This is a genomic window from Pseudomonas sessilinigenes (assembly GCF_003850565.1).
GTDB classification, from domain to species: Bacteria; Pseudomonadota; Gammaproteobacteria; order Pseudomonadales; family Pseudomonadaceae; genus Aquipseudomonas; species Aquipseudomonas sessilinigenes.
Map to the genome: position 1 here is coordinate 772,281 of NZ_CP027706.1, position 13,280 is coordinate 785,560.

The following is a 13,280-nucleotide window of genomic DNA, read 5'->3' on the forward strand; positions in this document are numbered from 1 at the left end:
CGCCAAGGGCGCCAGGCGGGCGGTCAGTATTCCAGGGCCGCGGGCTTGAGGTACATGCCCGAGGGGCTGGTGGCGATGCGGAACTTCAGTACGTCGCCGGCCTTGAGGCTGATCTCCTGGGTGTTCGGGGCCAGCATGCCGGCGCTGCATCCCGGTGCCTGGCTCGGCAGCAGTTTCAGGCTCAGCGCTACTTTGCCCGCAGGCAGGTTGAAGGACGTGCTCTGCTCCTGGAACAGTCGACCGGCGAGCTGGTCCTGGATATACAGGCCGATTTCGCAGGAGGTGGCAACCTCCAGTCGCTCCCTGGAAATGATCAGTACGCCGTAATCCTCTCCGGCGGCCAGTGCCGGTGGCGCTGCCGCGAAAAGGCCCAGCAGGCCGACGAGACTGAAAGTTGACCAGCGCATGGCTGAATCTCCGCTGTGATGACATTAATGGTGCAGCTTGGCCGAGCGCGGCGCTGATTTCCAGCCCGGCAGGTCGATCAGGAACTTGACCTTGCCATGGTGGCAAGGACAAGACTCTTGCCCAACCTCAATACAGGAGAAGCGCAATGCAAGTATTCAACGTTCAAGGCATGTCCTGCGGCCACTGCGTGCGAGCCATCACCCAGGCCCTGCAGAGCAAGGACCCTGCGGCCACGGTACGGGTGGACCTGGCGGCCAGGGAAGTGGGGGTCGAGAGCCGGTTGTCCAACGATGAGGTGATCAGCCTGATCAGCGAAGAAGGTTATGCAGTGCAGGTAGCTTGAGTCTTTTTAATCGTTAGCGACCTACCTGAATGTTCAAGGCGTCCAAGCGCGGATAAACTGTCGGACCGCTGACCCGACGTTCGTTTGGATGCCATGAACCTGCGCACTATCCTGATTCTCGGCGCCCTGAGCGCTTTCGGCCCATTGGCCATCGACTTCTATCTGCCGGCTTTCCCGGCGATGGCCCAGGCTTTCGGCACTGATGAAAAACATGTCCAGTTGACCCTGGCGGCCTACTTCCTGGGGTTGTCCATCGGTCAGTTGGCCTATGGGCCGCTGGCCGATCGTTTTGGCCGGCGCTTGCCGCTATTGGCCGGAGTCGGCTTGTTTACCCTGGCGTCGATGGCCTGTGCCTATGCGCCGAGCCTTGAATGGCTGATCGGTGCGCGGTTCGTCCAGGCCCTGGGTGGATGCGCCGGCATGGTGATTTCCCGCGCGGTGGTCAGCGACAAATGCGATGCCGTAGGGTCGGCCAAGGTGTTCTCGCAACTGATGCTGGTCATGGGGCTGGCACCGATCCTGGCACCGATGCTCGGTGGCCTGCTGGTCAATCTGCATGGCTGGCAATCGATCTTCATCATGCTCACGGTATTCAGCGCGCTGTCCGGACTGGCCGTCGCCCTGGGCCTGCCGGAAAGCATGCCGGCGGATCGGCCGCGCCTGCCGTTGTCCGGTGCGCTGTACCAGTACGGCCTGCTACTCAAGGACCGGGTGTACCTGGGCCATGCCTTGACCGGCGGTATCGCCATTGCCGGCATGTTCTCCTACATCGCCGGTTCGCCCTTTGTCCTCATCAAGTTGTATGGCGTGCCGGCCGAGCACTTTGGCTGGTTCTTCGGCATCAATGCCGGTGGATTCATCCTGGTGGCCCAGGTCAATGCACGGCTGTTGGCCAAGCGCGGGCCGGCTTTCCTGTTGGCGCGCACCGTGTGGATCTATCTGGCGGCGGGCCTGACCCTGCTGGGTGTCAGTACCTTGCACACCGAGGTGCTGTGGCCACTGCTGGTGCCCCTGTTCGTGTGTATCGCGAGCCTGGGCTGCATCATTCCCAACGCCGCGGCCTGCGCCATGAATGGCCAGGGAGCCAGGGCCGGCAGCGCCTCGGCGCTGCTGGGGTGCCTGCAGTTCAGTGTCGCCGCGGGAGCGGCTTACCTGGTGGGGGTGTTGCACGATGGCAGCGCCACGCCAATGGCGATGGTCATCTGCCTATGTGGCGTGCTGGCCGTGAGCATGGCAGTCATGACCCGGCGTTTGCAGAATGCCCGGGCACTGAAGACCGCCGGGCTCTGAATCAACCGACGGCGCGCTGGGGCTGGGGAATCGAATGAGGTGCCTGCAGCCTGGCTTGCAGGGTCTGGGCGAAAGCCCGCGCCTCGGCTTCGCTGCGGAACGCTACCGCATGCTGGTCGAGACGCACCTGCCACTGGGAGCCTTGAGGGGTTGCCAATTCTTTTATCAGGATCTTCATTGCTGACCTCCTAACGGTAAAAGAGCGCGCTGCAAGGGACCCCAGTGTAGACCTGAATACGGTCATGAATATGACCGAAATCAATTCTCGGACTGGCGGCCGCCGCTGCGTTTTATCGCCGGCGGGAGGCCGCCCATTACGGCTCTAGAAACCTTCCAGGACGATCTTGCCCTTGGCCTTGCCGCTTTCCAGCAACGCGTGGGCACGGCGCAGGTTGGCGGCGTCGATCCGGCCAAAATGTTCCCCGACCGTGGTCTTGAGGGTGCCAGCATCGATCAGCTCGGCGATCCGCGTCAGGATCACGTGTTGCTGTTGCATGTCGGGAGTCTCGAACAGCGAGCGGGTGTACATGAGTTCCCAGTGCAGCGACAGGCTCTTGCGCTTGAGCTTGGTCACATCGAAGCTCTGCGGGTCATCGATCAGTCCCAGCTTGCCCTGTGGCGCCAGGGCTTCCACCAGTTGGTCCAGGTGAGCGTCGGTCTGGGTCAGGCTGGCCACGTGGGTCACTTGCTCGATGCCGATGCGCTTGAGCTCGGCGCTCAGTGGCTGGCTGTGATCCACCACGGCATGGGCGCCCAGCTCGCGCACCCAGGCCTGGGTCTGCTCGCGGGAGGCGGTGCCGATCACCTTGAGCCCGGTTAGTTGGCGCGCCAGCTGGGTGAGGATCGAACCGACGCCGCCAGCGGCGCCGACGATCAACAAGCTCTGGTCTTTGATCTGCGGGTCCTGGCTGACCTGCAAGCGATCGAACAGCAATTCCCAGGCGGTGATCGCCGTCAGCGGCAGGGCGGCGGCTTCGGCAAAGCCCAGGCTCTTGGGCATGTGGCCGACGATGCGTTCATCGACCACGTGCACTTCGCTGTTGGCCCCGGCGCGGGCGATGGAGCCGGCGTAGAACACCTGGTCGCCAGCCTTGAACAGGCTGACCTCGCTGCCCACGGCCTTGACCACTCCGGCCACGTCCCACCCCAGGACCTTGGCGGCCCCGCCTTCGGGCTGGACGTTGCGGCGCACCTTGGTGTCCACCGGGTTGACCGAGATGGCCTTGACCTCCACCAGCAGGTCGCGAGGGCCGGGGGTAGGCTCCGGCAGTTCAATGTCTTGCAGGGCGCGTGGATCGTCGATCGGCAGCGATTGGTAGTAGGCGATGGCTTTCATGATGGGTTCCTTGTAAGGCGATTGAAGAGGGTCAGGCGATCAGTTGCAGGCGCTTGAGTTCGAAGTGTTCGAGGGCATCGCGGGTATGTTCCAGGAAGGCCTGGAAGTGTGCGGTGCCGTTGTGCAGGTCCAGGGCCGCCTGGTTATCCCAGCGCTCCAGGACGTAGAAGGTGCCTGGCTGCTCGGCATCCTGGTGCAGTTGGTAATACTGGCAGCCGGCTTCAGCGCGGCTGGGCGCCACCAGGACACTGAGTTCGCGTTGCAACACGTGCTGCTGGCCAGGCCGGGCGACCAGGGTGGCAATGGCGGTGAAGGGCTCGGACATCGGGGTATTCCTCGGTGGAATTGGACGATGGAGAGATGATTGGCTATTTCTGTGCACGGTAAAACCGGCTAAAAGAGCAGTCTCTTTCAATGTTTTTTTGATAATCCGAGGCTGGCCGTGTTGCGATTCGATGATCTGCAGTTGTTCGTGCGTGCCGCCGACCTGGGCAGCCTGTCGGCGGCGGCCCGGGTCATGGACCTTTCGCCGGCGGTGGCCAGCGCTGCCCTCAAGCGCATTGAGCACCACCTCGGCGCACGCCTATTGGCTCGCTCCACCCGCAGCCTGCGTCTGACCGCCGAGGGCGAGGGTTTTCTCGAATACGCCCGCGCCGCCTTGGGCAACCTGGATGAAGGTCGGCGCCTGCTGGCCAGCGGGCAGGACCAGGTCAGTGGCGTGTTGCAGCTTTCCGCTCCCTCGGACTTTGGGCGCAATTTGCTGCTGCCCTGGCTCGACGAGTTCCAGCGCGAGCATCCCAAGCTCAGCGTGCGCCTGTTGCTGGGGGACAGGATTGCCGACCTGTTCCGCCAGCCAGTGGACATCGCCCTGCGCTACGGTGAACCGGAGGATTCCAGCCTGGTAGCCCTGCCGGTAGCCCCGGACAACCGCCGGGTGCTGTGCGCCGCTCCCGGCTACCTGGCGCGCCATGGCGAGCCGCGCCAACTGGAGCAGTTGGCCCAGCACAACTGCCTGTTGTACATGCTCGACAGCCGGGCCCACGATCTCTGGAGCTTTCATGACGGCAAGCGCGAGGTGAGCCTCAGCGTCAGTGGCGACCGCCTGAGCGACGATGCCGATGTGGTCCGGCGCTGGGCTTTGGCCGGGGCCGGGATCGTCTACAAGTCCTGGCTGGACGTGGCCGCCGATGTGCTGGAGGGGCGCCTGCAGGTGCTGCTGCCGGAGCTGACCTGCGAGCGGGCGTCGCTGAACCTGCTCTGCACCCATCGGGCGCACCTGAGCAAACCGGTGAAGCTGTTGCGCGATCTGTTGCAAAGACGCTGCGCCGAGATCAGCGCTCGCCGCCCGGTATAGCTCTGCCACGACATAGCACCCCCAGGACATAACCCTCCCACGGCGTCGCCCAGCCATCCGGCGCTTCGCCCCTGGGCGTCGCTGGTGGATGCGGGCAGGTCGCCCTCGGCAATCAGCCCCGGTCTCGATCCCGCACACTCCGACGGTCAAGCATTCGACTGTGGGGGACGGGGCATGGGCATACAGAAGTACAGCGCTGCGGAGCGCCTGGAGCGGTTACCCATCAGCGGCTATCACCGGCTGATCTTCATCATCATCGCCTTGGCGTTCTTCTTCGACTCCATGGACCTGGCGATGATGACCTTCCTCCTGGGCTCGATCAAAGCCGAGTTCGGCTTGAGCTCGGCCCAGGCCGGCCTGCTGGCCAGCTCGAGTTTCTTCGGCATGGTGCTGGGGGCGTCACTATCGGGAATGCTCGCCGACCGTTTCGGTCGCAAGCCGGTGTTCCAGTGGAGCATCGTGCTCTGGGGCGTGGCCAGCTACCTGTGCTCCACGGCCCAGGATGTGGACAGCCTGACCCTGTTCCGGGTGCTGCTGGGAATCGGCATGGGCATGGAGTTTCCCATCGCCCAGTCGATGCTCTCGGAGATGATTCCGGCGCAACGACGCGGACGCTACATCGCCTTGATGGATGGTTTCTGGCCCTTGGGTTTCGTCGCCGCCGGGGTGCTGTCGTACTTCCTCCTGCCGTTGATCGGCTGGCGCGACATCTTCCTGGTGTTGGCGATCCCAGCGGTGTTCGTGCTGGCGATCCGCTTCTTCATTCCCGAGTCGCCGCGCTGGCTGGAGCAGGCCGGGCGCCATGCCGATGCCGACCGGGTACTGCAAGGCATCGAGGACAAAGTGCGGGCATCCCTGGGCACCAGCCAGTTGCCCGAGCCAGTGCGCCTGCCACGCATAGAGAGCGCGCCAGGGCAGTTTTTCTCTGCGTTGCGCCAGATCTGGTCGCCGCAGTATCGCCAGCGTACGGTGATGATCTGGAGCCTGTGGTTCTTCGCCCTGCTGGGGTTCTATGGCCTGACCTCCTGGCTCAGCGCGTTGCTCCAGCAGTCCGGTTTCGCGGTGACCCAGTCGGTGTACTACACGGTGCTGATTTCCCTGGGCGGGATCCCGGGGTTCCTCATGGCCGCCTGGCTGGTGGAGCGCTGGGGGCGTAAGCCGGTGTGCATCGTCACCTTGCTCGGTGGCGGGATCATGGCCTTCTTGTATGGGCAAAGCGCGGTGTTCGGCGGCAATGCGAGCCTGCTGATCGGCACCGGGTTGCTGATGCAGTTCTTCCTGTTCGGCATGTGGGCGGTGCTCTACACCTACACCCCGGAGCTGTATCCGACCTCGGCCCGGGCCACGGGCTCGGGGTTCGCTTCGGCAGTTGGCCGTATTGGTTCGTTGCTGGGGCCCTTGGTGACGGGGCTGGTGTTGCCGGTCGCCGGGCAAGGGGGCGTGTTCGCCTTGGGGGCGGCGTGCTTCGTGGTCGCGGCGGCGGTGGTCTGGCGCTTCGGGATGGAGACCCGGGGCCGGACCCTGGAGGAATTGAGCGAGGTGTAGAGGGGGCGTTGCGTAGCCCCCGGCGCCCTTGCAAGAGGGCGCCGGGGAGGGTGCTGCCTGTGGCAGCGACTCCGGCAGGCTGGCCTTACGGCTTGACCAGGCGGGCGTCCAGGCTGTTCTGGGCCAGGCGCTGGGCTTGTTCCCGGGTCATGCCCAGGTCGGTGTACAAGGCATGGAAGTTCTCGGTGACGTAGCCGCCGAAGTAGGCCGGGTCATCGGAATTGACCGTCACCTTCACGCCGCGCTCGAGCATTTCCAGGATGTTGTGCTGGGACATGTGATCGAACACGCAGAGCTTGGTGTTGGACAGCGGGCAGACGGTCAGCGGAATCTGCTCGTCGATGATCCGCTGCATCAGCCGCTCGTCCTCGAAGGCCCGAACGCCATGGTCGATGCGCTGGATCTTGAGCAGGTCCAGGGCTTCCCAGATGTACTCCGGCGGACCTTCTTCGCCAGCGTGGGCCACGGTCAGGAAACCCTCGGCGCGGGCCCGGTCGAACACCCGCTGGAACTTGCTCGGCGGATGCCCCATCTCGGAGCTGTCCAGGCCCACGGCGACGAAGGCTTCGCGAAACGGCAGGGCCTGGTCGAGGGTCTTCTGCGCTTCTTCTTCGCTCAGGTGGCGCAGGAAGCTGAGGATCAGGCCGCTGGTGATGCCCAGTTGCTGCTCGCCATCCTTCAGGGCGCTGGCGATGCCGTTGAGCACCACTTCGAAAGGCACGCCACGGTCGGTGTGGGTCTGCGGGTCGAAGAAGGGTTCGGTGTGGATCACGTTCTGTTCTTTGCAGCGCAGCAGGTAGGCCCAGGTCAGGTCGTAGAAGTCCTGGGAGGTGCGCAGCACGTCGGCACCCTGGTAGTACAGGTCGAGGAACTCTTGCAGGTTGTTGAAGGCGTAGGCCTTGCGCAGGGTCTCGACGTCGCTCCAGGGCAGGGCGATCTTGTTGCGCTCGGCCAGGGCGAACAGCAGCTCGGGCTCCAGGGAACCTTCCAGGTGCAGGTGCAGTTCAGCCTTGGGCAAGGCGTTCAGCCAGTCATACATGGTGTTGTCTCATCAGGTGCGGGAGCGGCGAGAAGCCTGGTGCTGGACGGTGCCCTTCTGTGGGGCCTGGCCATTGGCTCGCGGTGCTCGCCGGGTGTGAAAAAGCCGCCATTCTACAGTGGCCGGCGCGAATGTCCGATAAAACCTGACCGAGGGCGAGGGGGCTTCACTTGCACTCAGGGGCGAGTATGTAACGAAACATTAGTGACTCGCGGCGGTCTTCAGCTCATCTTCTATGTCCGTTTTTATTTCCGTCAAAGGATTGCAATGCTCACTTCCCTCAAGCAAGAAAAGCTCCTGCTGCTTGCGCTACTGGCTGCCCTGGCCGCCTATCCCCTGGAACACCTTTTGCTCAACAGTGGCCAGGGCATCGCCCTGCTCGCTGGGCTGGTGCTCATCGGCTTCATCGTCGTGGCTTCGATGCGGGTGGCCCATCACGCCGAGCTGCTGGCGGAAAAGGTCGGCGACCCCTACGGCACCATGATCCTGACCCTGGCGGCGGTGCTGGTGGAGGTGGTGATCCTGGCGATCATGATGAGCAACGAGGCTTCGCCGACCCTGGTGCGCGACACCATCTACTCGGCGGTGATGCTGGACATCAACGGCATCCTCGGCCTGGCCGCGCTGATGGGTGGCATCAAGCATGGCGAGCAGCCCTACAACGACGATTCGGCACGGACCTACAGCGTGATGATCCTCACCGCCATGGGCGTGTCGATGGTGGTGCCGGAGTTCATTCCCGAAAGCGACTGGAAGGTCTACTCGGCCTTCACCATCGGCGCGATGGTGGTGCTCTACACCCTGTTCCTGCGCATGCAGGTCGGGCCTCATAGTTACTTCTTCAGCTACAGCTATCCGGAAAAACGCCGGGCCAAGGAAGACCAGGCGCAGCCCCATGCGGTCAACCTGGCCTGGAGCATCGGCATCCTGGTGTTCGGCGTGGTGGTGATCGGCGCCCTGGCCGAGGTGATGTCCAAGACCCTGGACCTGGGCCTGGAAGGCACCGGTGCACCACCGGTGATCACGGCGATCCTGGTGGCGGCGATTTCCGCTGCGCCGGAGATCCTCACCGCGTTGCGCGCAGCCCTGGCCAACCGCATGCAGTCGGTAGTCAACGTGGCCCTGGGCGCCTCCCTGTCGACGGTAATCCTGACGGTGCCGGTGATGGAGGCCATGGCCCTGTACACCGGCCAGCCGTTCCAGATGGCCATGACGCCGGTGCAGACGGTGATGGTGTTCATCACCCTGATTGTCAGCGCGATCAACCTCAACGATGGCGAAACCAACGCCATCGAAGGCATGACTCACTTCGTGCTGTTCGCCACCTTCATCATGCTCTCGCTGCTCGGGCTTTAAAGCGGCTGTGCCGACTGGATGGCGCAGCGAAAGCTGACACCGGGGGCATTCCAGGCCGCGAGTGCTCCCCAACGCCAACGACGCACGGTGCTGGCCGAAGGCGAGAAGGTCGGGTCGTTGGCAGACACGTTGTTCGCTCCACGTTGCGCCCGATAAATGCCGGTTTGCGGCCCCTGCGGGTTCTCCACGGGAGACTCGCGATAGTAGTGTTTGTCGTACCAATCGTTGACCCATTCGCTGGCATTGCCGGTGAGGTTGTAGAGGCCCAGGGGGTTGGGCACGAACCGGTCCACGGCGAAGGTCTGGTTGTCGTCGGGTGCCGGAAAGTTGCGGCCGTAGTCCAGGTTGCCGTTGTCGGTGGCGAACATCACCGGCTGGCCACGGTTGCGCGCCGCATATTCCCATTGGGCCTCGGTCGGAAGATCGACCGGATAACCACTGAGTTCTGCCAGCCAGCCGCAGTAATCCTTGGCTTCTTGCCAGTCTCGAGACGCCGGGGCGGGCAGGTTCTCTTGGTAGAGGTGCTGCATTTCGGCGCGGTTACGCAGGGCCGCGTCGAATGGCGGCTTGCCTTGCGCGAGGAAGAACAGATCGAAATCGCCCAGGGTGGTTTGCAGCGAGGACAGGTAATAGCTGCTCAATTTGACGGGGTGGACGAAGTCGTCATCGACCTCGAGGCTGATCCGCTCCATTTTCGCCGGGTCCACGCCGCAGGGCCATTGGCACAAGGCATGTGGGTCGAAGCCAGGGGGCCAACCGAAATCGCCCATCTGGAATTCGCCACCTTCAATCCGCACCATGTTGTCCAGCGAGCGGACGACCGTGCTCAGCACGGCAGCGCGGTTTTGCGCGGAGAGGTCCGGGTACTTGCGGTTGATGGTGGAAGCTATTTCGGCAACTTTTGCAGGTGGCAGTACTTTGCTGGCGGGACCTGCAACCTCCTGTTTACTACAGCCTGAAATCAGCAGCGCGACGCAAAGCGCCAGTCCGTGCTTGTGTCTCACGTAATGTCCCTATGACAGCTATTTTGAGGGCGCAAACTACCATGTTTCCCCAGGCCGATCCGGTTTGGAGCGCAGGCGAGGGATCTGCTCCCTCGCCGCGGGAGGCATGGATCAGGTATTGGCGATCAGTTGCCGGGCTGCCTGGCTGTGATCGGCGATCAGGCCTTTGAGGTCCAGCCCGTCGACTTGGCCATCGAGCACCCGCCACTTGCCGCCAATCATCACTCGATCCGCCCGATCCGCACCGCACAACAGCAGTGCCGAAACCGGATCGTGGCTACCCGAGAAACGCAGTTCATCGAGCTTGAACAAGGCCAGGTCCGCCTGTTTGCCCACCGCCAGTTCACCGATGTCGGTGCGGCCCAGCAGGCTTGCCGAGCCCCGGGTCGCCCAGCCCAGTACGCGCTCCGGGGTGATCTTCTCGGCGCCGTAGCGCAAGCGCTGGATGTACAGCGCCTGGCGCGCTTCGAGGATCATGTTCGAGGCGTCATTGGACGCCGAGCCGTCCACGCCCAGGCCCAACGGCGCGCCGGCGTCGGTCAGCTCGATACTGGGGCAGATGCCGGATGCCAGGCGCATGTTCGAACTCGGGCAATGGCAGATGCCGGTACCGGCCTGCCCGAGGCGGGCGATTTCGTCCGGGTTGAAGTGGATGCCGTGGGCCAGCCAGGTGCGCGGGCCGAGCCAGCCGACGCTGTCCAGATAGTCCACGGTGCGCAGGCCGAAGCGCTGCAGGCAGAAGTCTTCTTCGTCGAGGGTCTCGGCCAGGTGGGTGTGCAGGCGCACGTCCAGGGCCTCGGCCATTTCGGCGCTGGCGGCCATGATCTGCGGGGTCACCGAGAACGGCGAGCAGGGTGCCAGGGCGATCTGGATCTGCGCGCCAGCGCCACGTTCGTGGTACTGCTGAATCAGCCGTTGGCTGTCGTCGAGAATCACCTGGCCCTCCTGCACGGTCTGTTGCGGTGGCAGGCCGCCGTCCTTTTCGCCAAGGCTCATCGAACCGCGGGTGAGCATGGCGCGCATGCCCAGTTCACGCACGGCTTCGACTTGCACGTCGATGGCGTTTTCCAGGCCGTCGGGGAACAGGTAGTGATGGTCGGCGGCGGTGGTGCAGCCGGAGAGCAGCAGTTCGGCCAGCGCCACCTTGGTGGCCAGGGCGAGTTTTTCCGGGGTCAGGCGGGCCCAGACCGGGTACAGGGTCTTGAGCCAGGGGAACAACGGCTGGTTGACCACCGGGGCCCAGGCCCGGGTCAGGGTCTGGTAGAAGTGATGGTGAGTGTTGATCAGGCCCGGCAGCAGCACATGTTCGCGGGCATCGAAGACTTCCTGGCAGGGGCTTGCGGGCTGTTGGCCGAGGCCGAGGATCTCGACGATCAGGCCGTCTTGCAGCACCAGGCCGCCGCGGGCGTCCAGGGCGTTGCCGGTGAAGATGGCCAGGGGGTTTTTTAACCAGATACGGGTCGCAGGCATGGTGGCCGGCTCCTCTGAAAGTGGGTTCAGGTTAGCCAGCTCAGTGTTGCCCTGTCTGCTGATCCAGGGTCGCCGTGGGGCGAGTGGCGCAGTCTAGCGAAAGTTTTGCCGGGGGACAAAACCGCTGTCCGGGGCCTGGTTCCAGAGCCTTTGCCGAGGGTGGCCGCAGGTTGTGGCGGCGGCCACCTGTTCCGGGGTTACCAGGGAATGGTCTCGCCCTTGTAGTTGATGAAGTGGTGGCCGCCCTTACCGGTGTAGGCATTGACCTGGGCGATCAGGCCGCGAGTGCTGGTCAGCACGTCGATGTCGGCGCCTTCGCCGCCCATGTCGGTCTTGACCCAGCCCGGGTGCAGCGATAGCACGGTCAATGGTTGTTCGAGCAGGCTGACGAAGCTGTTGGTCATGGAGTTCAGGGCTGCCTTGCTGGCCTTGTACAGCGCCAGCTCGGGAGCGTCCGGCATGGTCACGCTGCCTAGTACCGAGCTCATGAACGCCAGGACGCCGGTATTGGGACGGATCTGCCCAACGAAACGCTGGGCCAGGTTGATCGGCGCCACGGCGTTGGTGAAGAACAGCTGGCCGACCTCGGCCTGGGTGGCCTGGCCCGGCAATTGGTTGTCCGGGCCCTTGACCCCGGCGTTGACGAATAGCAGGTCGAACACCTGGCCCTTGAGTTTCTGGCTCAGGGCGAGCACGGCCTGCTGGTCGTCCATGTCCAGTTGTTCGATCTGCACCTTGCCCAGGGCTTGCAGGGCCTCGGCCTTGTGCGGGTTGCGCACGGTGGCGGTGACCTGCCAGCCGTCTTCGAGCAGGCGCTGGACCAGGCCGAGGCCCAGGCCCCGGGAGGCGCCGATGATCAGTGCGGTTTTTGCCGTGGACATAGTGAGGCTCCTTGGTGGATGAAGATCAGGGATTCAGTGGACAGGCTTGCCCGAGCCTTTGTTGCAGCTCGCGGCGCAAGTGGTCCAGTTCGTTGATGCGGGTTTCGATCAGGTTGAGCTTGTCTTGCAGCAATTGCGCAACGGCCTGGTCCGGCTTGGTGCTGCGCCACAGGGCACCGACGCTGCTGCTGATTTCCCCGAGGCTGAAGCCCAGGCGTTGCGCGGTCTTGATATAGAGCACCAGTTGGACCATGTCGGAAGGGTAGTCGCGATAGCCGTTGGCGCTGCGCTTTGGGGCGATCAGCCCGCGCTGCTCATAGAAGCGCAGGGTATCGCGGCTGACGGCGCAGGCGCTGGCCAATTCTCCAATACGCATTAAGGGGGACTCGAAGGGGGTTGACCTTGGAGCATACTCCAGGCTTTAGCCTGCGCGCTCCTTGAATCCATGGAGCGATTGATGATGTGGACGAACGCGCAATACCGAAAATTGGTCCGGGCCAGCGGTTGGTACGACCTGTTGATGACGATGGCCTTTGTGACGCCCTGGAGCTTCCTGGCCTTGCATGGGCTGCTGGGGCAGTTGGCCCTGGCACTGAATCTGCCGGGGGACCTGCCGCCATTCCAGCCCATGCATATGCTGTTGGCCAACTTGATGGGATCGATCGTCTGCGTGTGGTCGCTGTTGCGGATTCGCGATCCACAACCGGCATTCGGTCGTTATGACGCGCTGGGACGCTTCCTGTTCGCCACCTGGATGGCGTATGCCCTGGCCCAGGGGGGCACGATGTTGATTGGTGTGTTCCTGTTCTTCGAGCTGGCCTGGGGCGTGGCCCAGTGGTTGCCAGTACGCGCCGATAGCCATGGGGGCGAGTTCCCGCCGGTGCCTTCGCCGCAGTGAACCTGGGGTTGGATAAAAAGTGAGCAGTAGCGCTCAGGCCCTGTGCAACCTGCGGTACACGCAGCGTTGCACGGGTTATCCACAGCTTGCTCCACAGTATTTGTGTGCAAGAGCGAAACTTGGGCATAAGCCCGGCGGGGCTATCTTCCAAGTGCGATAAACCAAGCTAAGCCGCTGTTTTGCGTTGCAAAAAATTCTCTGGGCAGGGCTTTGGACGAAAAACGATCAATGCCGGTAAAGTCACGGTGCAAAAGGGCTGCAGCCTGGTGTACTCAGGTTATCCACAGCCGGGTGCACAGTAGATGTGGGCAATTGCCGTGGCCTGGCGCGGTTATGCACAAGCGCTAAGCCGGCGC

At 63.5% G+C, this 13,280-nt stretch carries 15 protein-coding genes; 6 read left to right on the forward strand and 9 right to left on the reverse strand.

Annotated elements, in window-relative coordinates; translation table 11 throughout:
- Positions 1–23 precede the first annotated feature (23 nt).
- Entirely contained in the window at positions 24–407 is a 384-nt protein-coding gene (locus tag C4K39_RS03480; protein WP_068585484.1) for a hypothetical protein, read from the reverse strand.
- Positions 408–553: 146 nt separating this feature from the next.
- Here C4K39_RS03480 and C4K39_RS03485 point away from each other — a divergent pair, with 146 nt between their 5' ends.
- Both C4K39_RS03485 and C4K39_RS03490 read left to right on the forward strand, forming a co-directional pair.
- Complete coding sequence (locus C4K39_RS03485; RefSeq protein WP_124345668.1) at positions 554–751, forward strand: heavy-metal-associated domain-containing protein; 198 nt, start codon at positions 554–556, stop codon at positions 749–751.
- Between the two features lie 93 nt (positions 752–844).
- The gene (locus tag C4K39_RS03490) at positions 845–2,041 is read left to right on the forward strand and encodes a multidrug effflux MFS transporter (protein WP_124345669.1); all 1,197 of its coding nucleotides are present in this window, start codon (positions 845–847) and stop codon (positions 2,039–2,041) included.
- Between the two features lies 1 nt (position 2,042).
- Here C4K39_RS03490 and C4K39_RS31465 read toward each other — a convergent pair whose 3' ends face one another.
- The 3 genes from C4K39_RS31465 to C4K39_RS03500 form a co-directional block, all read right to left on the reverse strand.
- Positions 2,043–2,219: a hypothetical protein gene (locus C4K39_RS31465; protein ID WP_164487263.1), complete on the reverse strand. Its 177-nt coding sequence runs from the start codon at positions 2,217–2,219 to the stop codon at positions 2,043–2,045.
- 144 nt (positions 2,220–2,363) lie between these two features.
- Positions 2,364–3,377, reverse strand: coding sequence for a zinc-binding alcohol dehydrogenase family protein (locus C4K39_RS03495; RefSeq protein WP_124345670.1), 1,014 nt, complete (start codon positions 3,375–3,377; stop codon positions 2,364–2,366).
- A gap of 31 nt (positions 3,378–3,408) precedes the next feature.
- Positions 3,409–3,702, reverse strand: coding sequence for a putative quinol monooxygenase (locus C4K39_RS03500; RefSeq protein WP_068585474.1), 294 nt, complete (start codon positions 3,700–3,702; stop codon positions 3,409–3,411).
- 117 nt (positions 3,703–3,819) lie between these two features.
- Between C4K39_RS03500 and vimR the strand changes: the two genes are divergently transcribed.
- Positions 3,820–4,731 carry a transcription regulator VimR gene (gene vimR / locus C4K39_RS03505; RefSeq protein WP_068585471.1) on the forward strand — a complete coding sequence of 304 codons (912 nt, stop codon included), beginning with the start codon at positions 3,820–3,822 and terminating at the stop codon, positions 4,729–4,731.
- Positions 4,732–4,905: 174 nt separating this feature from the next.
- Positions 4,906–6,276: an MFS transporter gene (locus tag C4K39_RS03510; RefSeq protein WP_124345671.1), complete on the forward strand. Its 1,371-nt coding sequence runs from the start codon at positions 4,906–4,908 to the stop codon at positions 6,274–6,276.
- Between the two features lie 85 nt (positions 6,277–6,361).
- On the opposite strand, the gene C4K39_RS03515 is transcribed toward C4K39_RS03510, so the two are convergent.
- Entirely contained in the window at positions 6,362–7,315 is a 954-nt protein-coding gene (locus tag C4K39_RS03515; RefSeq protein WP_053132184.1) for an adenosine deaminase, read from the reverse strand.
- 267 nt (positions 7,316–7,582) lie between these two features.
- Here C4K39_RS03515 and C4K39_RS03520 point away from each other — a divergent pair, with 267 nt between their 5' ends.
- Entirely contained in the window at positions 7,583–8,671 is a 1,089-nt protein-coding gene (locus C4K39_RS03520) for a calcium:cation antiporter (RefSeq protein WP_068585467.1), read from the forward strand.
- Here the strand turns inward: C4K39_RS03520 and C4K39_RS03525 are convergent.
- The 4 genes from C4K39_RS03525 to C4K39_RS03540 all read right to left on the reverse strand — a co-directional run bounded on the left by C4K39_RS03525 (position 8,668) and on the right by C4K39_RS03540 (position 12,402).
- Positions 8,668–9,504 carry a formylglycine-generating enzyme family protein gene (locus tag C4K39_RS03525; protein WP_225926555.1) on the reverse strand — a complete coding sequence of 279 codons (837 nt, stop codon included), beginning with the start codon at positions 9,502–9,504 and terminating at the stop codon, positions 8,668–8,670. The two genes, C4K39_RS03520 and C4K39_RS03525, sit on opposite strands and share 4 nt — an antisense overlap.
- 282 nt (positions 9,505–9,786) lie before the next feature.
- On the reverse strand, positions 9,787–11,145 hold the full coding sequence (locus C4K39_RS03530) for an 8-oxoguanine deaminase (protein WP_124345673.1): 1,359 nt from the start codon (positions 11,143–11,145) through the stop codon (positions 9,787–9,789).
- A 197-nt stretch (positions 11,146–11,342) separates the two neighbouring features.
- The gene (locus C4K39_RS03535; RefSeq protein ID WP_124345674.1) at positions 11,343–12,026 is read right to left on the reverse strand and encodes an SDR family oxidoreductase; all 684 of its coding nucleotides are present in this window, start codon (positions 12,024–12,026) and stop codon (positions 11,343–11,345) included.
- Between the two features lie 25 nt (positions 12,027–12,051).
- Positions 12,052–12,402, reverse strand: coding sequence for a MerR family transcriptional regulator (locus C4K39_RS03540; RefSeq protein WP_068585456.1), 351 nt, complete (start codon positions 12,400–12,402; stop codon positions 12,052–12,054).
- Between the two features lie 84 nt (positions 12,403–12,486).
- Here C4K39_RS03540 and C4K39_RS03545 point away from each other — a divergent pair, with 84 nt between their 5' ends.
- Positions 12,487–12,924 (forward strand): hypothetical protein, encoded by a 438-nt coding sequence (locus tag C4K39_RS03545; protein WP_068585501.1) that lies wholly within the window; start codon positions 12,487–12,489, stop codon positions 12,922–12,924.
- Positions 12,925–13,280: the final 356 nt, after the last annotated feature.